Origin of the sequence: Mesorhizobium sp. M0771, assembly GCF_040320155.1 — a bacterium.
GTDB lineage: Bacteria > Pseudomonadota > Alphaproteobacteria > Rhizobiales > Rhizobiaceae > Mesorhizobium.
On sequence record NZ_JAMYPC010000006.1, the window covers coordinates 72,579 to 89,715 of the forward strand.

At 63.7% G+C, this 17,137-nt stretch carries 19 protein-coding genes; 12 read left to right on the forward strand and 7 right to left on the reverse strand.

Annotation, left to right across the window (positions count from 1 at the left end; genetic code table 11):
- Nucleotides 1-4: 4 nt before the first annotated feature.
- The 3 genes from purB to NKI05_RS11465 all read right to left on the reverse strand — a co-directional run bounded on the left by purB (nt 5) and on the right by NKI05_RS11465 (nt 2,612).
- Nucleotides 5-1,306: an adenylosuccinate lyase gene (purB, locus tag NKI05_RS11455; protein ID WP_031205978.1), complete on the reverse strand. Its 1,302-nt coding sequence runs from the start codon at nt 1,304-1,306 to the stop codon at nt 5-7.
- 59 nt (nt 1,307-1,365) lie between these two features.
- On the reverse strand, nt 1,366-1,785 hold the full coding sequence (locus tag NKI05_RS11460) for a hypothetical protein (RefSeq protein WP_245261990.1): 420 nt from the start codon (nt 1,783-1,785) through the stop codon (nt 1,366-1,368).
- A 101-nt stretch (nt 1,786-1,886) separates the two neighbouring features.
- Entirely contained in the window at nt 1,887-2,612 is a 726-nt protein-coding gene (locus tag NKI05_RS11465) for a DUF2259 domain-containing protein (protein WP_023816540.1), read from the reverse strand.
- A 137-nt stretch (nt 2,613-2,749) separates the two neighbouring features.
- Between NKI05_RS11465 and NKI05_RS11470 the strand changes: the two genes are divergently transcribed.
- Entirely contained in the window at nt 2,750-3,004 is a 255-nt protein-coding gene (locus NKI05_RS11470) for a DUF2171 domain-containing protein (RefSeq protein WP_023690182.1), read from the forward strand.
- A 7-nt stretch (nt 3,005-3,011) separates the two neighbouring features.
- Here the strand turns inward: NKI05_RS11470 and NKI05_RS11475 are convergent, their stop codons facing one another.
- Nucleotides 3,012-4,031 carry a P1 family peptidase gene (locus NKI05_RS11475; RefSeq protein WP_023816541.1) on the reverse strand — a complete coding sequence of 340 codons (1,020 nt, stop codon included), beginning with the start codon at nt 4,029-4,031 and terminating at the stop codon, nt 3,012-3,014.
- Complete coding sequence (locus tag NKI05_RS11480; protein WP_023816542.1) at nt 4,031-5,101, reverse strand: branched-chain amino acid ABC transporter substrate-binding protein; 1,071 nt, start codon at nt 5,099-5,101, stop codon at nt 4,031-4,033. The genes NKI05_RS11475 and NKI05_RS11480 overlap by 1 nt, the downstream gene beginning before the upstream one ends.
- 180 nt (nt 5,102-5,281) lie before the next feature.
- On the opposite strand from NKI05_RS11480, the gene NKI05_RS11485 reads away from it, so the two are divergent.
- The 8 genes from NKI05_RS11485 to NKI05_RS11520 all read left to right on the forward strand — a co-directional run bounded on the left by NKI05_RS11485 (nt 5,282) and on the right by NKI05_RS11520 (nt 13,098).
- Nucleotides 5,282-5,809 carry a flavin reductase gene (locus NKI05_RS11485; protein ID WP_031205980.1) on the forward strand — a complete coding sequence of 176 codons (528 nt, stop codon included), beginning with the start codon at nt 5,282-5,284 and terminating at the stop codon, nt 5,807-5,809.
- Nucleotides 5,806-6,735, forward strand: a complete 930-nt coding sequence (locus NKI05_RS11490) for an AAA family ATPase (protein WP_023700847.1) — start codon at nt 5,806-5,808, stop codon at nt 6,733-6,735. The genes NKI05_RS11485 and NKI05_RS11490 overlap by 4 nt, the downstream gene beginning before the upstream one ends.
- A 4-nt stretch (nt 6,736-6,739) precedes the next feature.
- Nucleotides 6,740-8,005 (forward strand): vWA domain-containing protein, encoded by a 1,266-nt coding sequence (locus NKI05_RS11495; RefSeq protein ID WP_023816546.1) that lies wholly within the window; start codon nt 6,740-6,742, stop codon nt 8,003-8,005.
- 57 nt (nt 8,006-8,062) lie between these two features.
- Entirely contained in the window at nt 8,063-8,401 is a 339-nt protein-coding gene (locus NKI05_RS11500) for an XdhC family protein (RefSeq protein WP_023700845.1), read from the forward strand.
- Nucleotides 8,402-8,403: 2 nt separating this feature from the next.
- Nucleotides 8,404-9,108, forward strand: a complete 705-nt coding sequence (locus tag NKI05_RS11505; RefSeq protein ID WP_352792376.1) for an XdhC family protein — start codon at nt 8,404-8,406, stop codon at nt 9,106-9,108.
- Nucleotides 9,105-10,715: an NTP transferase domain-containing protein gene (locus NKI05_RS11510; protein ID WP_023816548.1), complete on the forward strand. Its 1,611-nt coding sequence runs from the start codon at nt 9,105-9,107 to the stop codon at nt 10,713-10,715. The genes NKI05_RS11505 and NKI05_RS11510 overlap by 4 nt, the downstream gene beginning before the upstream one ends.
- 185 nt (nt 10,716-10,900) lie before the next feature.
- Nucleotides 10,901-11,818: an alpha/beta hydrolase gene (locus tag NKI05_RS11515; protein ID WP_023816549.1), complete on the forward strand. Its 918-nt coding sequence runs from the start codon at nt 10,901-10,903 to the stop codon at nt 11,816-11,818.
- 74 nt (nt 11,819-11,892) lie between these two features.
- Nucleotides 11,893-13,098: an epoxide hydrolase family protein gene (locus tag NKI05_RS11520; protein ID WP_023816550.1), complete on the forward strand. Its 1,206-nt coding sequence runs from the start codon at nt 11,893-11,895 to the stop codon at nt 13,096-13,098.
- Nucleotides 13,099-13,134: 36 nt separating this feature from the next.
- Here the strand turns inward: NKI05_RS11520 and NKI05_RS11525 are convergent, their stop codons facing one another.
- Nucleotides 13,135-14,193 (reverse strand): DUF1176 domain-containing protein, encoded by a 1,059-nt coding sequence (locus NKI05_RS11525; RefSeq protein WP_023816551.1) that lies wholly within the window; start codon nt 14,191-14,193, stop codon nt 13,135-13,137.
- Nucleotides 14,194-14,317: 124 nt separating this feature from the next.
- Between NKI05_RS11525 and NKI05_RS11530 the strand changes: the two genes are divergently transcribed.
- Nucleotides 14,318-14,824, forward strand: coding sequence for a DUF1993 domain-containing protein (locus NKI05_RS11530; protein ID WP_023669071.1), 507 nt, complete (start codon nt 14,318-14,320; stop codon nt 14,822-14,824).
- A gap of 75 nt (nt 14,825-14,899) precedes the next feature.
- Here the strand turns inward: NKI05_RS11530 and NKI05_RS11535 are convergent, their stop codons facing one another.
- Nucleotides 14,900-15,064, reverse strand: a complete 165-nt coding sequence (locus tag NKI05_RS11535; RefSeq protein WP_023690170.1) for a hypothetical protein — start codon at nt 15,062-15,064, stop codon at nt 14,900-14,902.
- 330 nt (nt 15,065-15,394) lie between these two features.
- On the opposite strand from NKI05_RS11535, the gene NKI05_RS11540 reads away from it, so the two are divergent.
- Nucleotides 15,395-15,937 (forward strand): hypothetical protein, encoded by a 543-nt coding sequence (locus NKI05_RS11540; protein ID WP_023816553.1) that lies wholly within the window; start codon nt 15,395-15,397, stop codon nt 15,935-15,937.
- A gap of 114 nt (nt 15,938-16,051) precedes the next feature.
- Nucleotides 16,052-17,119, forward strand: coding sequence for an aldo/keto reductase (locus NKI05_RS11545; RefSeq protein ID WP_023816554.1), 1,068 nt, complete (start codon nt 16,052-16,054; stop codon nt 17,117-17,119).
- Nucleotides 17,120-17,137: the final 18 nt, after the last annotated feature.

Consider the following 17,137-nt stretch of genomic DNA (forward strand, 5'->3'; position numbering starts at 1 on the left):
AAACCTATCCGAAAACCCGCTTGAAGATCGTGTCGACATGCTTGGTGTGATAGCCCAGGTCGAATTTCTCGCGGATCTCGGCTTCGGGCAGCGCTGCGGTGACTTCCTTGTCGGCCAACAATTCCTCAAGGAAATCAGCGCCATGTTCCCATACCTTCATGGCGTTGCGCTGCACCAGGCGGTAGGCGTCCTCGCGGCTGACGCCGGCTTGCGTCAGCGCCAAAAGCACGCGCTGCGAATGCACAAGGCCACGGAACTTGTTCATGTTCTTCAGCATGTTGTCGGGATAGACCAGCAATTTGTCGATGACGCCGGTCAACCGCGACAGCGCGAAATCGAGTGTTATCGTGGCGTCCGGGCCGATCATGCGCTCGACCGAGGAATGCGAAATGTCGCGCTCGTGCCAGAGCGCGACATTCTCCATCGCCGGCAAGGCCATGGAGCGCACCATGCGGGCAAGGCCGGTGAGGTTTTCAGTCAGCACCGGGTTGCGCTTGTGCGGCATTGCCGACGAGCCCTTCTGGCCCGGCGAAAAATACTCTTCCGCTTCCAGCACCTCAGTGCGCTGCAGATGGCGGATCTCGGTCGCCAGCCGCTCGACCGACGAGGCGATGACCCCGAGCGTGGCAAAGAACATGGCGTGGCGGTCGCGCGGGATGACCTGCGTCGACACCGGTTCCGGCTTCAGCCCAAGCTTTTTCGCCACATGCTCTTCGACATAAGGGTCGATGTTGGCGAAGGTGCCGATCGCGCCCGATATGGCGCAGGTGGCAATATCCTCTCGCGCGTGCACCAGCCGCTCGCGGCAGCGTGAGAACTCGGCATAGGCCTGCGCCAGCTTGACGCCGAACGTGGTCGGCTCGGCATGAATGCCGTGGCTGCGGCCGATGGTGACGGTGTCCTTGTGCTCGAAGGCCCGGCGCTTCAGCCCGGCGAGCAGGCCGTCGAGGTCGGCCAGCAGGATATCGCTGGCGCGGCCGAGCTGCACCGCAAGGCAGGTGTCGAGAACATCCGATGAGGTCATGCCCTGGTGGATGAAACGCGCATCCGGCCCGACGAATTCGGCGAGATGGGTGAGGAAGGCGATGACGTCGTGCTTGGTGACGGCCTCGATCTCGTCGATCTTGCCGACGTCGAATTGGGCGGCGCCGCCTTTTTCCCAGATGGTTTTGGCGGCTTCCCTGGGAATGACGCCGAGCTCGGCCAGCGCATCGCAGGCATGGGCCTCGATCTCGAACCAGATGCGGAAGCGGGTTTCCGGCGACCAGATGGCGACCATTTCCGGCCGGGAATAGCGAGGGATCATCCGTCAGTCCTGATGTGTCGGTGGTTAAGTGCGCCTCCTATCAGAGGCGGACCGAATGCTCAACGCTGCCGGCGTGCAAACCACACGCTGGCGGCGGCAAGCGCGATGAATCCGAGCGGAAAATAGAGCCTGATACCCAGCACCACGAACTGGTAGAGCGCCGTCAGCGAGGTGAAGACCAGTTCGAACGCCCACCGGGCGGTGAAGGCCTCCGCGTGCCATTCGGCATAGTAGGAGCGGTATTGCAGCGCAAACAACCCGCCGGTGAAGGCGAGCGTCGTGGCAAGCAGGCAGACGAAGGCGGCGGCGAACGCCACCTCCCAATGCCGGTCGAGCGAGACCAGCCGCGCCGCGAACAACCCGACGGGAAAGGCCAATGCCGCGCCGGTCGCAAACAGCAGGGCGACGAAGCGGATCTTTTCCGGGGTCTCCCAATTGTCGAGCCAAAGACCGGTCAGCGCGCTGGCGCCCATGGCCATCGCCCACAGCAAGGCGCCGACAAGCGCCGTGCCCGTCGATGGTACGGCGCGGCTGACGCGATTTCCGGCGCGCTTGCGCCAACTGGATTGATCGAGCGATGTCACAGGCGTCCGGTCACGGCGATCCAGCGAAAATCCGGCCCTTCGAAGCCGTATTGGCGCACCGCGATCAGCACCGCATAGGCGCTGATGCCGTCCATCGAAAATGTCTGCACCGCGCCGATCCTGTAGCCGTTCGGGCAGCCACGGCTTTTCGGGATCGATTTATCCTCATGCAGCAGATGGGTCTGGCCGCCATCCCTGGCCTCGATCCGCAGCAAGCGAAAACCGTTGATCTCGCCTTGGCTCTGGCAGCTTTCGGTGTCATTCATGCCGATCTCGTCCAGCCGGAATTCCAGCGGCGGGTCGACCGGCGAAAAGATCGGCCGTGGGTTGACCACCATGCGGAACGGGTCGGCCGACAATTCGGTCACCGGGTTGAAGCCGGCGGTGATGCCGCGGTTGGCGGTAAGCTCGGCCTGGGCAATGATTGCTTCGCCTTTTTGCCTGGCTTGCTGACGGGCCGTCTCGAGCGAGGCGGTCTCATCCTCCAGCCGGACCCGGATTGGCGTGCCCTTCAGGAACGTGTCGTCGGCGGTGTTGATGTAGTAGCGATTGGCATAGGGAAAGCCCGAACCGTCTGCCACACCATATTCCTCGAAGGTGAAGACGCTGCCATCCTTGCTGAAGCCGAGGATTTCAAGCTCGGCGACATCGCCCGCTCGGGCGGCCATGGCGGATGCGAGATGGACCAGCAGGCAAACGCCAATCAGGACGAGATTTCGCATCGGGGTTCCGCTCCGCCTGCCGTGGTTCGATCGTTCCCTATCACGAGACAGTCAAAACATCGTGCTATTCGAAAGGCGATGCATCCAATTTCGCCTCTGTTTGTTATCGTCGATCGTTTTCAAAAGGAGAACACCCCATGACTGAGGCCAGCAAGATTCGCGAGCATATGGAAGTGGTCGGCGCCGACGGCGTTCACATCGGCACCGTCGACAGGGTCGATGGCGAGCGGATCAAGTTGACCAAGGCCGATAGCGGCGAGGGCACCCATCAGGGGCATCACCACTACATTCCCTTGAGCCTGCTTGCCGAGGTCGAGGGCCAGAAAGTCTGGCTGTCGGCGAATTCGGATGTCGCGGTCAGCTTCGAGGAAGAGGAGTCCGACCCGACCTGACTGAAAGTCAGCGCGACGACCACACCGGAAACAGATCGCCATCGGCCGGCGTCGCGGCATGGATGCCGCGGCTGATGGCGCGCGCCATGGTGGCGCCGGCGGCGGCAAAGAAATCGACGGCATCGTCGGCGCTGAGTTCTATGCCGCTCTTCCCCGTCGCCAGCGCGAACACCAGATCGCCGTCAGCCGGCGTGTGCACGGGCCAGATGGCGCGCACGAAGCCGTCATGCGCTGATATCGCCAGCCGCTTGGCTGCCGCCTTGGTCAGCACGGCATCGGTGGCGATGACGGCGATGGTGGTGTTGCCACCGGCCTCGGCTTGTCCACCGACACGCTTGTCGCGGTATTTCAACAGGATCCGCCTGGCATCGCCCGGCATTGGCGAGGGATAGCCAAGCCCGCCGAACTCATCCCCGATCTCGAAGGGCGCCGCCCAGAAATAGCGGGTCCGCGCGATCGTTACCGAGCCGGTCGGGTTGGCGGCGGCGAGCGCGCCGATGGTGATGCCGCTGTCGAGCACGGTCGAGGCCGAGCCGAGGCCGCCCTTCAGCCCGGAGCTTAGCGCGCCGGTGCCGGCGCCGATTGTGCCGAGCGGAAAGTCGACTGTTGCCGCCTGAGCTGCTTCGTAGCCGAGGTCGCGGTAGGGAGGATAACGGCCCCAATCCTTGTCGCCGCCATTGCGCAGGTCAAACAGGATCGCCGTCGGCACGATCGGCACCCGAGAGCCGCCGACATCGACGCCAATGCCTTTTTCACGCAACGCCGCCTGCACGCCCGACGCGGCGTCGAGGCCGAAGGCCGAACCGCCCGAAAGCACGACGGCATGAACCGCCTCGATGGAATTGTGCGGTTCGAGCAAATCGGTCTCGCGCGTGCCCGGCGCGCCGCCGAGGATCTGCACGCCACCGACCGCCGGTTCGCCGCACAATACGGTGGTGACGCCCGATTTCAGCCTGGCATCCGACGCGTTGCCGACGCGCAAGCCGGCGACATCGGTGATCAGATTGCGCGGCCCGGTGCGAAACATCAATTCGTCTCCGCCGGCACGAAACGCGTCCCGTCGAAGCGGAAGGCGCGATAGAGGTTTTGGCTCAGATCGCCTTTGTCGTCGAAACGCAGCGGACCGATCGCGGTGGTGAAATCATGCCCCGTTAGCGCGTCGGCCAGCCCCTTGCCCGAGGTCTCGGGCGCGGCGGAGGCCGCCTTGGCAATCTCCACCGCCGCATAGGCCGGCAGGGCATAGCCATCCGGCGCGATGTTTTTGGCCGTAAACGCCGCCAGCACCTTGGGATCAGCGACATCTGCCCATTCCGGCGGCGCGATCATCAGCGTGCCGATGGCGTAAGGCACATCGCCGGGTGGCGTGCGCAAATTCTCACCGCCGGCAAAGACAATGCCGGCCTCGAGCTGGCCGGCGTCGCGGCCCATAATGGCGATGTCGTCGCCGTCGCCACCGGCAAAGACATGCGTCGCGCCCGCCTTCTTCAGCCGGCCGATCAGCCCGATCTGGTTGTCGAGCTGGGGCCGGAACGTGTCTGTGAAGACCGGCTTCAGCGCCGCCTGTTCGGCCGCTGCGCGCAGCGTCTCGGCGATTTCGCGGCCATAGATGGTCCCGTCATCGACGATGGCGAACAATTCGCTCTGCCACAGCCGGGTCAGGATGCCGGCCACCGCATTGCGCTCGTCGTCGCCGCGTGGCCCCAGCCGGTAGACCGGCCAGCCGGTTTTGGCGCGGCGATCGGTCAGGCTTTCGGTGCGCACGCCAACGGTGATGACCGGTATGTTGGCGTCCTTGAGGATCGGCAGCGCCGCCTGGATCGCCTCGGTGCAGAGGAAGCCGACGACGATATCGACCTTCGCAGCGGCGAATTCCCTGGCGGCGGTAGCCCCGCCATCGGCGGTGCAGGCATCGTCGACCGTCCTGATCTCGGCGCCGTTGGCTTCTGCTGCCAGGGCAGCACCCGCCTCAATCTGCTTGCCAAGGATCGCCGACGGACCGGACAGGGGCGCGGCGACGCCGACAAGCAGCGTCTGCGCGCCCGCGCTTGCCGGCAGCAGCCAGAGCAGTGCCGCTATTACAGCTGTTGGGGGTCGCATTCTGACGACGAATTCCTCCGTGCCGGTCGCATGCTTCCAGCGTCTCTTCCGCCAAGACCTAAAGGCTGCCCGCCCCAGGCGCAACACGGGAATTTGCGGATTGGCGTCAAGCACTTCGCTTGTGGCCTATTGTGTGCCGCCATATATAACGCTTGGATTCCCGCTTATGGAAAATCATCGGTGTTGAAGTTGAACGACATAGGGCCCCAGGCCTATCGCGACGCGATGGCGCATTTTGCCGGCCATGTCCATGTGGTGACCACCGAAGGGGCCGCCGGCAAACGCGGCACGACGGTGATTGCCGCCTGTTCGGTGTCGGACACGCCGCCGACGGTTCTCGTCTGTCTCAACCGCGAGAATGCCAAGAACGAGCTGTTCATGCAAAACGGCCGGTTTGCGCTGAACACGCTGGCTTCGCACCAGCAGCCCCTATCGGTGGCGTTTTCAGGCCTGACCGGGCTGTCGGCCGATGAGCGTTTCGCGCTTGGCGAGTGGGATGTCATATCGACGGGCGCGCCTACCCTGAAGGGCGCTCTTGCGGTTTTCGACTGCGAATTGATGGACACCAAGGATCTCGCCACCCATCGTGTGCTTTTTGGCAAGGTGACAGGCCTGCGCATGGGCGATAATTTGCGGCCGCTGATCTACCACGCCCGCGACTACCACGTGCTGCAGAGCGGAGCAGAGGCGGCAACGGAGAAAGAATGACCGAGCTGAAACCGCGCCCCGCGCCGCGGACGATCGACGAAACGCTCGATCTCCTGACCGGCGCGGACTACGTCGCGGACCGCTCGCTGGCAACGGTGCTGTTCCTGTCCCTGCGCATGCAGCGGCCGCTGTTCCTTGAAGGGGAGGCCGGCGTCGGCAAGACCGAGATCGCCAAGGTGCTGGCGCAGGCACTCGGCCGCCGGCTGATCCGCCTGCAATGCTATGAAGGGCTCGACGTCTCGTCCGCTGTCTATGAGTGGAATTACGCCGCGCAGATGATAGAGATCCGCATGGAGGAGGCGGCAGGCTCGGTCGACCGCTCCGACATGGAGCGCAATGTCTTTTCCGAAAAATACCTGATCCGCCGCCCGGTGCTCGATGCGCTGACCGGCAAGGCGGGTGCGGCCCCGGTGTTCCTGATCGATGAGCTCGACCGCACCGACGAGGCTTTCGAAGCATTCCTGCTCGAAATCCTGTCCGATTTCCAGGTGACGGTGCCTGAGCTCGGCACCATCAAGGCGGAGGAGCCGCCGATCGTCATCATCACCACCAACCGCACCCGCGAAATCCACGACGCGCTAAAGCGGCGCTGCCTCTATCACTGGGTCGACTATCCCAATGCCGAGCGCGAGCTGGAGATCGTGCGCCGCAAGGTGCCGCAGGCCAACAGCCGACTTTCCGCGGAAGTGGTGTCGTTCATCCAGAAGCTGCGCCGGGTCGAGCTGTTCAAGGCGCCGGGTGTCGCCGAAACCATCGACTGGGCCGGCGCGCTGACCGAACTCGACAAGGTGGCGCTCGATCCCGAAACCGTCTCCGACACGATCGGCGTTTTGTTGAAATACCAGGACGACATTGCCCGCATCGGCGCGGGCGAGGGCCGGCGCATCCTTGATGAGGTCAAGGCCGAACTGGCGGCGGCGGAGTAGGGCAGTGAAGGCGCCGGGTGCTTACCCCAAAGAGACCGACCCCAGAGAGGCGACGGAAGACGGGCGCATCGCCGACAACATCGTCTATTTCGCCCGCACCTTGCGCAAATCCGGCATGCGGGTCGGGCCGGCTTCGGTCAAGGATGGGATCGAGGCGGTGCTGGCAGCCGGCATCGGTTCGCGCGACGATTTCTACTGGACGCTGCATGCCGTGCTGGTGTCGCGGCACGAGGATCACCCTGTTTTCGACGAAGCCTTCCGGCTGTTCTGGAAATCGCGCGAGCTGATCGAGAAACTTCTGGCGATGTTCTCGCCTGTGGCGCCCGACACCAGGGAGAAGCAAAAGCCGCGCGCGGCAGAAAACCGCGTCAGCCAGGCCATGTTCGAAGGCCACGAGAAGAATCGGCCGGTCAGGGAAATCCCGGAGATCGAAGTCGACGCCCGGCTAACCTTCTCCGGGAATGAAGTGCTGCGCGACAAGGACTTTGCCCAGATGAATGCCGACGAGATGGCAGACGCCAAGAAGGCGATTGCCCGGCTGCGGCTGCCGTTCGACATGGTCCGTACCCGGCGCTTCAAGGCAGACCTGCATGGCCGCCGTATCGATCCACGCGCCATGATGCGCTCGGCCGCGCGCACCGGCGGCGAACTGATCCTGCCGAAATTCCGCTCAGCCCGCGAAGTGCATCCGCCGCTGGTGGTTCTCGCCGATATCTCCGGTTCGATGAGCCAGTACACGCGCATCTTCCTGCACTTTCTGCATGCGCTGACCGAAAAACGGCGGCGCGTGCACACCTTCGTCTTCGGCACGCGACTGACCAATCTCACGCGGCAGATGCGCCATCGCGACCCCGATGCCGCCCTTGCCGACTGCTCGGCGGCGGTCAAGGACTGGTCGGGCGGCACCCGCATCGGCGATACGCTGGCGGAGTTCAACAAGCACTGGTCACGCCGCGTGCTCGGGCAGGGCGCGGTGGTGCTGCTGATCACCGACGGGCTGGAGCGCGACGATGTCGCCGGCCTGTCGGAGGAGATGGATCGCCTGCACAAATCCTGCCGGCGGCTGATCTGGCTGAATCCCCTATTGCGCTTCGACGGTTTCGAGGCCCGCGCCCGCGGCGTCAGAGCGATGCTGCCTCATGTCGACGAGTTCCGCTCGGTACACAATCTCGATGGGCTGGCCGACCTCTGCGCCTCGCTGGACAAGAAATCCGCCGCTTCGGTCGATCCGCGTCGCTGGCTGGACGCTGGTGTCAGGCGCGCCGCATAGCCATATTGGATTCCGAAAACAGGCTCCCAGAGAAAACAGACTTTGAGGCAAGCGATCATGGACAACAGCATCTATCTCGATGAGGCCCGCGACCCCTTGATCATCGCGGAAGGCTGGATGAAGGACGGCAAGGATGTCGCCATCGCCACGGTGGTCGAGACCTGGGGTTCGGCGCCGAGGCCGGTCGGCAGCCACTTGGTCATCGACGCCGAAGGCAATTTCCACGGCTCGGTCTCGGGCGGCTGCGTCGAGGGTGCCGTGGTGAGCGAGGCGATGGACGTCATCGACAGCGGCAAGGCCAAAATGCTGGAGTTCGGCGTTGCCGACGAGACCGCCTGGCAGGTCGGCCTGTCCTGCGGCGGCCGCATCAAGGTCTATGTGGAGCGGCTTGGTTAGGCATGGATCCCTACGCTCTCAAAACGCTCAATGCCGAACGCCGGGCCCGCCGCGCCGCGATCCTGGTCACCGATCTCGGCGACGGCCGCGACCGCATCGTGCGCGAAGGCGACCAGGTTGCCGGGGAACTCGGGCAAGCGATCGCCAAGGCTTTCCGCACCGGCAATTCCGGTTCGGTCGAGGCTGAAGGGCGCATCTTCTTCCTCAACGCGCATTTGCCGCAGCCGCGCCTGGTGGTAGTCGGCGCCGTCCATATCAGTCAGGCGCTGGCGCCGATGGCCAGGATCGCCGGCTATCCCCTGGAGATCGTCGATCCGCGCACCGCCTTCGCCACCCCGGACCGTTTTCCCGATGTAGCACTCCATGCCGAATGGCCGGAGGATGTGCTGAAACGCCAGCCGCTCGACAGCTATACGGCGCTCGCCGCCGTCACCCATGATCCGAAGATCGACGATTTCGCACTGAAGGCCGCGCTCGACGCCAACTGTTTCTATGTCGGCGCACTCGGCAGCCGCAAAACACACGCCAGGCGCGTCGAGCGCCTGCTGGCGCTCGGCGCCAGCGCCGACCAGATCGCCCGCATCCACGCACCGATCGGTATCGACATTGGCGCGGCGAACCCGGCCGAGATCGCCGTCGCCGTCCTGGCGCAGACGATCCACGCCTTCCGCTCGCGCGGGCTGGAATCGAAAGGCGCTGCGGCGTGAGATTCGGTCCGGTTCCAATCGACCAGGCGCAAGGCGCGGTGCTGGCGCATGCCACGACGGCCGGCGAGCGGCGTTTCCGCAAGGCGCACAGGCTAAGCACGCAGGACGTGGCCGTGCTGAAGGCGGCCGGCATTACCGAGATCGTCGTGGCGGTGCTTGCCGCCGATGACCTCAGCGAGGATGCGGCGGCCGAAAAGATTGCTGCCAGCATGGCCCCCCGCAACATCGAGGCAAAACCTGCCGCGACCGGCCGGGTCAACCTTCACGCCAAGGCCGCCGGCGTCTTCACCGTCGATGCCACGATGATCGACGCCATCAATGCCGTCGACCCGACCATCACCATCGCCACGCTGGCGCAGCACGCACCTGTCGAGACGGGGCAAATGGTGGCGACGGTCAAGATCATCCCGTTCGCTGTTGCCACGGCTCTGGTCGACAAGGTGACGAAGATCTGCGCCGGCGGCGAGATCTTCGCCGTCAACGCTTACCGGCCGGTGCGCATCGGCGTCATCCAGACGGTTCTGCCCGGCATCAAGGCCGGCGTGCTCGACAAAACGCTGCGCGTCACCGAAGCGCGGCTGGCACGCTCCGGCGGCCGGCTGACGACGGAGCGCCGCACGCCGCACGAGATCGCGCCTGTAGCCGAGGCAGCGGCCGCGCTGGCGCGCGACAACGACATGGTGGTGATCTTCGGCGCCTCGGCGATGAGCGATTTCAACGATGTCGTTCCGGCGGCGATCGAGGCAGCAGGTGGCACGGTGATCCGCGCGGGCATGCCCGTCGATCCCGGCAATCTGCTGGTGCTGGGCACGCTCGACGGCAAGCGCGTCATCGGCGCGCCCGGTTGCGCCCGCAGCCCCAAGGAGAACGGTTTCGATTGGGTGCTCGACAGGCTGATCGCCGGCCTCGACGTCACCGCCAAGGACATCGCCGGCATGGGCGTTGGCGGCCTCTTGATGGAAATCCCGACCCGGCCGCAGCCGCGCGAGCCGCTGCCGGCGAGAGCCGGGCTGAAGGTCGAGATCGTGCTTCTGGCCGCCGGTCGCTCCAGCCGCATGGGCGGGCCGAACAAGCTTCTGGCGCTGTTCGACGGCAAACCGCTGGTGCGCCGGACAGTCGAGCGCGCACTGGCCTCGAAGGCAACCAGCACCGTTGTCGTCACCGGCCACCAGCGTGAGCGGGTGCACCAAGCCTTGACCGGCCTCGACGTGATCTTCGCCGACAATCCGGATTTTGCCGACGGCCTGTCCTCGTCTCTAAAAGCCGGCATTGCCCGCGTTGGAGCCGAGGCGGCCGGCGCCATGATCGTACTCGGCGACATGCCGGGTATCTCATCGGCCGATCTCGACCGGTTGATCGAGGCCTTCCGTAGGGACGGCGGCCGCTCAGTGGTGCGTGCCGCCCATGACGGCCGCCGCGGCAATCCGGTGCTGCTGCCACGCGCGCTGTTTGGAGGCATCGCTCACCTCGAGGGCGACACCGGCGCCCGCCATCTGGTCGAGGCCGAGGGACTGGATGTCATCGACGTCGAGATCGGCGACGGCGCGTCGATCGATGTCGACACCCGCGAGGCGCTGGAAGACGCCGGCGGCGTGCTGCAGGATTGACAAAGCGAAGCCGAAAAACGCATGCCTTTAGCATGGCTCTCTCTTTACTTGCCTCAGCGCTTCTACCCCCCTCTGGCCTGCCGGCCATCTCTCCCTCAAGGGGGGAGATCAGCAGCCTCGATGGCGGCGTCTATCCTGCAGCTTTGAAGATTGGCGGAAGGCGGCGTGATATCCAATCTCCCCCCTTGAGGGGGAGATGGCCGGCAGGCCAGAGGGGGGCGGCCGCGCTCCATAGCCTTCTGATTTCGCTCTTTTTCCTGTTCTCTGCCGCCCACGCCGACGCGCTCGAACTAAAACCCTACAAGGATGACCTCTTCGCCTATCCGGCGACGCTCTCGTCCACGGACAAAGGCGCCTACACCGTCATCGACTATCGCGAGATGCGCGACATCAACGACCGCGACGAGGTGCCGGAAAAGCGCGTGCAGGCTAAGTATACCGACACCGGCGTGCGCAAGGTGCAGCGGGATTTGATGCTGAAAACCGATGCCGGCGATGTCAGGCATGTCGCCGTCGGTAAGACCGAAGGCGCCGGCATCATCGTGCTTTACCTGCACGGGCAGGGCGGCAGCCGCAAGCAGGGCGTCGACGACTTCACCTTCGGCGGCAATTTCAACCGCATCAAGAACCTGATGGCCGGCAATGGCGGCCTCTATCTCTCACCCGATTTCACCGATTTCGGCGACAAGGGCGCGGCCCAGGTCGCGGCGCTGATCGGCCACTATGCCGAGGCCTCGCCGGACGCCAAGATTTTCGTCGCCTGCGGCTCTATGGGTGGTGCGCTGTGCTGGAAGCTGGCCGGCCGCAACGATACGGGACGGCGCATAAACGGGCTGCTGCTGCTCGGCTCGCTGTGGGATGACGGTTTCCTGTCGAGCCCGGCCTACAGGCGCCATGTGCCGGTGTTCTTCGGCCAAGGCAGCAAGGATCCGGTCTTTCCCGTGGAGAAGCAGGAAGCCTTCTTCCGCTCCATCATCGCGAAGTCGAAGGCCTATCCCTATCCGACACACTTCGTCCGTTTTGAAACGGGCACCCACGGCACGCCGATCCGCATGGTGGACTGGCGCCAAACGTTGAACTGGATGCTGTCAAAAGCGCCCTGAGGCATATGGCCCAGAGGTGCCCGTTGGTTTTGGCGATCATGGTTCGGCCGATATCCTTACTGGTGTAGGCTGATATGATCCAACAGATCGGAAGCACAGCGATGGACGCTCACCCCTTCAAGATCCAAATTCCGAACGAACAACTTGAAGATCTCCAGCGCCGGCTTAGCGCAACACGATGGCCAATTCCGCTAAGCGAAGCGGGCTGGAGCGATGGGGCCGAGCTGCCGTTCATCAAGCGTCTTGCGGATTACTGGCGAGACCGCTTCGACTGGAGAGCGCAAGAGGCGCGGCTGAACCGGCTGCCGCAATATCTGACGAGGCTGAACAACCTAGATGTCCACTTTGTCCACCAGCCAGGCAACGGACCGGCGCCGCTGCCGCTGATCATAACGCATGGCTGGCCCGGCTCGTTCATCGAAATGGAACACGTCATTCCATTGCTGGCAGACCCAGCTGCCCATGGTGGTGACCCGGCCGACGCTTTCCACGTGGTAGTTCCCTCTTTGCCCGGATACGGCTTTTCCCAGGCGCCGACGGAACCAGGCTTCCATTCCGGCCGCATCGCGGAGTTATGGGTACAGTTGATGCGCGGGCTCGGCTACGACCGCTTCGCTTCCCAAGGAGGCGACATCGGCGCGGGCGTTTCCGCCTGGATGGCACGGCTCCATTCCGAAAGCGTGCTTGGCGTCCACGTCAATTACATTCCCGGGAGCTATCGGCCACCCTTGGGTGCAGGTCTGCCATCTGTCACCGTTGAGGAGCAGGCCTTTCTGGAAAAGGCCGCGGCCTGGACGGCAACGGAGGGCGCCTATGCCCATCTGCAGGGCACGAAGCCTCAGACGCTTGCTTATGCTCTGACAGACTCGCCGATCGGTCTCGCAGCCTGGATGATCGAGAAGTTCCGTAGCTGGAGCGATTGCGACGGTGACGTGGAGCGCACCTTCGGCATGGACACGCTCCTTACGGATGTTTCGCTCTATTGGTTCAGCAACGCGCTCACCTCGTCCTTGCGGCTCTACAAGGAGAATCGACTGTTCCCTCTTGCGTTCGAGACGCTGGAACGCGTTTCGCCGCCATTTGGGGTAGCGCTTTTCCCTCGCGAGTTGCCGATGCCGCCTCGATCCTGGGTGGCGCGGGTCTTTGACGTTCAGCGATGGACATCGATGCCGCGAGGCGGCCATTTCGCTGCGCTGGAGGAACCGAGTCTTCTGGTCGAGGACATTCGCGCCTTCTTCCGGCCGATGCGTTCCCGGCCTGAAACGAGAAGGCGAATGTGAAGGACTGCTTGAGCGCGGCGGTTCCTGGTAAGATCCCTACGGCGCGGTGTTGTAGTCGACCACCGTCTGCGGGTTCTCCTCGCCATCGTAAGACGCGTCCACATCATATTGGACGAGGGAAAAATCGCCGTTACGGAACAGGTATATCCCCTTGTCCGAGGCGTCGCCGATGCCGCGCCATTTGTTGAACGTGGTCAGCGTCTTGGCGTCTTCGTCATATTCGGAGTTGGCCGCCCAGCCGGTCGTGCGGAAGCCGATGATATCCATGCCCAGCAGTTTGCCGTCGCTGTCATTGTTCTCGTAACGGATATCCATTTCGGGCTCGGTGAACTGCAACTGCCGCACGCCCGATACTTCGTCGGTCATGTAGTAGACCGAACTTGCGTTATAGGCTGCCGCTTGGCAGTAGAACTCGAAAAGCCGCGTTTCCTTGTCGGGATCGCTGGCAGCCGCGTCCTTTGCCTTGTATTTGATCGAAAAGATGTTCGGCTCCTCGCCGAGAAACTGCTTGTCACACTGATCGCCATAATCGGCGGCGAACAGTTTCTTCACGTGCTCGAGTGCGGTGTCCTTCTTCGGCGGCGGCGGCCCGTCACCACAGCTTGGCGGCAGCGCCTCCTCGAAATCGGCCTTGGACGGCTTCAGCGCGCCCTTGTCGATAAAGATCGGTCGGAACGGCGGGGCCTGGATCTGAGCGCTGACCTGGCGCAGCGTGTAGCAGCCGGCGAAGACCGCTTCATTGCCGTCCTTGTCGGTGGCGCGGATGGCGACAGGAACGCTGTAATAGATGCTGCCGGCCGCACCTTCATCGGAAATGGCGCCGGTTTCGACGTCGACCTTGTCGGTGCCGTCATAGCCCTTGACGAAGGTATCAAAATCCTTTGCCGGCTTGGTATCGCCGTAGTAAGCCCAGGCGCGGGCGAATTCGTGCCGGTTGATGGCGCTGTAGAGCGAGCGGATGACGGCTGCGGCGTCCGACCTGTCATCGACGTAAGGGGCTTGGCCATCGGCTGCCGGTTCATCGTCGGCGAACACAGCCTGGCCGGATGCGGCAAGGGAGCAAAAGGCGGCCGCTGCCAGAAAGACGCGTCTCATCGGAGAATCTCCACCACGAAGGAGTCTATCATAGAGATTGCGGCGACGTGGTGACGCTTGAAAAATCCTCCGGGAAGGCGCTACGTCCCGCCGTCGGCGCTTCAGCCGCAATGGAGATTTGAACGTGACACTATCGATGTATGAAGCCTCGGTGCCGGTGTTTTCGGCCAGGCTGAAGGCGCTGTCCGGCGTGCTGTCGGCGGCCGAACAGAATGCAACCGAGCGCAAGATCGACCCGCAGGTGTTTTTGACCGCGAGGTTGGCGCCCGACATGTACGCGCTGGTCAGGCAGGTGCAGGTCGCCACCGACCACGCCAAGGGCGCGCCATCACGGCTGGCCCGTCGCGAGGTGCCGAAATACGAAGACAATGAAGCGACCTTCGCCGAGCTTCAGGCGCGCCTGACCAAGACGCTCGATCTGCTGGCGTCATTCTCGGCCGCCGAATTCGATGGTTCGGATGAAAGGGTGGTCGAATTGAAGTTTGGCCAGCGCGAGGCTTCGATGCCCGGCATGCAGTATCTGCTGCATGTCGCCATGCCCAACTTCTATTTCCACGTGACCACCGCCTACGACATCCTGCGCCACAATGGCGTGCCGCTGACCAAGGGCGCCTATCTCGGTAATCGTTGACGAATTGCGCGTTGCGAGGTTTCCCGGCCGCTGCCGGGAAACCTCGTATGACGCTGGTTCAGCGCCAAGGCTTACTCAACGTAGTGACATTTCGCGCGCGATGCGCGGGAAATCGGCCGGCTTGACGCCGATGTCGGCGCGGTCGGCATTGCTCATCGAGTGCAGCAGCGCCAGGGCGGAACGATAACGCTGATGCTCCTGCGGACGCGGACGGGCAAACATTTCAGTGAAGAACCCCATGATTCGGCCCCTTGTTGATCCTCCACGGCGCCGAATATAGGAAATTTGTGAAGATTGTGCAGTGCAGCATTTGCATGGCAGCCATGCCAGGCGAATTTTTTTCGGCACAATTGGCCCATGCGCTGAAACTTGTGGCGCGTCCCTACCGTATGCATAGACGCTGGCACATGGCCGGCTTTTCCTCGCCACTCCTGGCGAATTTCCGGACTGCATGCAGATGCAGTCCGGCTTTTTGTTGGGTCTTGCGCATCGCCAACCGGGCCCGCCCAAACCTCGCAAACGCCTAAACTGGTTAAAATCAGCGGCATTCATTTTTAACGAGCCGGTTCTATGCTGCGACCGGCTCTGTTCGCACGCTTAAACGAGGGGGAGGCTGACATCGGCGCCAAGCGGGATTTCGCTTCCTTGCTCGACGATCTGTTCGTTGCCTCCGACAAGGATGAGGCGGCGGAAGAGACGAGCGCCCGGCCATCGATCCCGTTCGACTATCTCTCGGTGGCCGACGAGCTTCATTCCGGCCGCATCAAGGTCTCGGGCGAAACGTTCGCCGCCGAATATCGCGAGGCGGGAGCCGATCTCGCCGTAGAATTTGCGGCCCTTCTCGATCATGCCAAGCTGGCGCTGGCCGGCGAAGAGACAATGCCCGAGGAGAAGCTGCCGCCGATCGATCCTGACGCGATCGCCATCGAGCTCGGCCTCGATCATCCCGTCAAGAGCGCTGACCTTGGCCGCATGCGCCGCAGCTTTGCCTTCGCCAACCACCCCGACCGCGTCGCGCCGCATCTGCGCCAGCGCGCAATGATCCGCATGCAGGTGGCCAACATGCTGATCGACGAGGCCAAGCGGCGCGCTTTGGCTGGCGTCCGGCGCTGACTTCCAGGGTTCACGCAAAAGTCGGTCCGCTAAGGGTTGGAGACCGGCGCCGCTTTCCCTATAGATGCGGCTTCCTTCCCGCGTAGCCGCGCAATTCCCGCCGGAGAAAATTCGATGCATAAACGCCGTCTCGGTCGGACCGATCTTCTTGTGACCCAGATCTGCCTGGGGTCGATGACCTGGGGCCAGCAGAACACCGAGGCCGATGGCCATGCGCAGATGGATCTGGCCTTTGCGCGCGGGGTCAATTTCATCGACACGGCCGAGCTCTACCCGATACCGCCCAAGGAGGAGACGCAGGGGCGGACGGAGAAGTTCATCGGCAGCTGGATGAAGGCCAAGGGCAATCGCGACAAGGTCATCCTGGCCTCGAAAGTGGTCGGCCGCACCGCCAACCGCTGGTTTCGTGGCGACCGGCCGTCAAAACTGGTGCGCGCCGACATCTTTGACGCCATCGACAAATCGCTGGCCAAGCTCGGCACCGACTATCTCGACCTCTACCAGATCCACTGGCCGGAGCGCGACATCCCCTGGGGCGCCAACCCGACCCGCGTGGGTGCTGTGCCGCGCCGTGCCGATGCCGTTGGGGCGCCGGCCGGCGAGACGCCGATCGCCGAGACACTCGCAGTCTTCGAGGAGCTGGTGAAGGCGGGAAAGATCCGCCATCTCGGCCTGTCGAACGAAAGCTCCTGGGGCGTCATGCGCTTCATCGCCGAGGCCGACAAGGGCGTCGGCCCGCGCATCGTTTCGCTGCAAAACGCATACAGCCTCGTCAACCGCACATTTGAGGTGAACCTCGCCGAAGTCTGCGACCGCGAAGAGGTTGGCTTTCTCGCCTATTCGCCGCTGGCGCAAGGCTATCTCACCGGCAAATACGATCATGGCGCGCGGCCGCAAGGTTCGCGCTCGCAGCTGTTCAACCGCGGCCAGCGCTATGAGACGCCGAATGCGGCGGAGGCGCAGCTCGAATACAACGAACTGGCGCGCTCCTTCGGCCTCGAACCGGCGCTGTTCGCCAACGCCTATGTCGCCAGCCGACCCTTTGTTACCTCCAGCATCATCGGCGCGACGACGATTGCCCAGCTCGAGATGGCGCTGTCCTCAGTCGACGTGACCTGGACCGACGAGATGCAGAAGGCCGTCGACGCGATCCACCAGCGCGTGGGCAATCCTTGTCCGTAAGCGGGCACTCCGGGCGGA

Coding starts and splice junctions, on each gene's coding strand:
- purB (WP_031205978.1), bottom strand. CDS start 1,306: ATGATCCCTCGCTATTCCCGGCCGGAAATGGTCGCCATCTGGTCGCCG.
- NKI05_RS11460 (WP_245261990.1), bottom strand. CDS start 1,785: ATGGCCATGGGCGCCAGCGCGCTGACCGGTCTTTGGCTCGACAATTGG.
- NKI05_RS11465 (WP_023816540.1), bottom strand. CDS start 2,612: ATGCGAAATCTCGTCCTGATTGGCGTTTGCCTGCTGGTCCATCTCGCA.
- NKI05_RS11470 (WP_023690182.1), top strand. CDS start 2,750: ATGACTGAGGCCAGCAAGATTCGCGAGCATATGGAAGTGGTCGGCGCC.
- NKI05_RS11475 (WP_023816541.1), bottom strand. CDS start 4,031: ATGTTTCGCACCGGGCCGCGCAATCTGATCACCGATGTCGCCGGCTTG.
- NKI05_RS11480 (WP_023816542.1), bottom strand. CDS start 5,101: ATGCGACCCCCAACAGCTGTAATAGCGGCACTGCTCTGGCTGCTGCCG.
- NKI05_RS11490 (WP_023700847.1), top strand. CDS start 5,806: ATGACCGAGCTGAAACCGCGCCCCGCGCCGCGGACGATCGACGAAACG.
- NKI05_RS11500 (WP_023700845.1), top strand. CDS start 8,063: ATGGACAACAGCATCTATCTCGATGAGGCCCGCGACCCCTTGATCATC.
- NKI05_RS11505 (WP_352792376.1), top strand. CDS start 8,404: ATGGATCCCTACGCTCTCAAAACGCTCAATGCCGAACGCCGGGCCCGC.
- NKI05_RS11520 (WP_023816550.1), top strand. CDS start 11,893: ATGATCCAACAGATCGGAAGCACAGCGATGGACGCTCACCCCTTCAAG.
- NKI05_RS11525 (WP_023816551.1), bottom strand. CDS start 14,193: ATGAGACGCGTCTTTCTGGCAGCGGCCGCCTTTTGCTCCCTTGCCGCA.
- NKI05_RS11535 (WP_023690170.1), bottom strand. CDS start 15,064: ATGGGGTTCTTCACTGAAATGTTTGCCCGTCCGCGTCCGCAGGAGCAT.
- NKI05_RS11540 (WP_023816553.1), top strand. CDS start 15,395: ATGCTGCGACCGGCTCTGTTCGCACGCTTAAACGAGGGGGAGGCTGAC.
- NKI05_RS11545 (WP_023816554.1), top strand. CDS start 16,052: ATGCATAAACGCCGTCTCGGTCGGACCGATCTTCTTGTGACCCAGATC.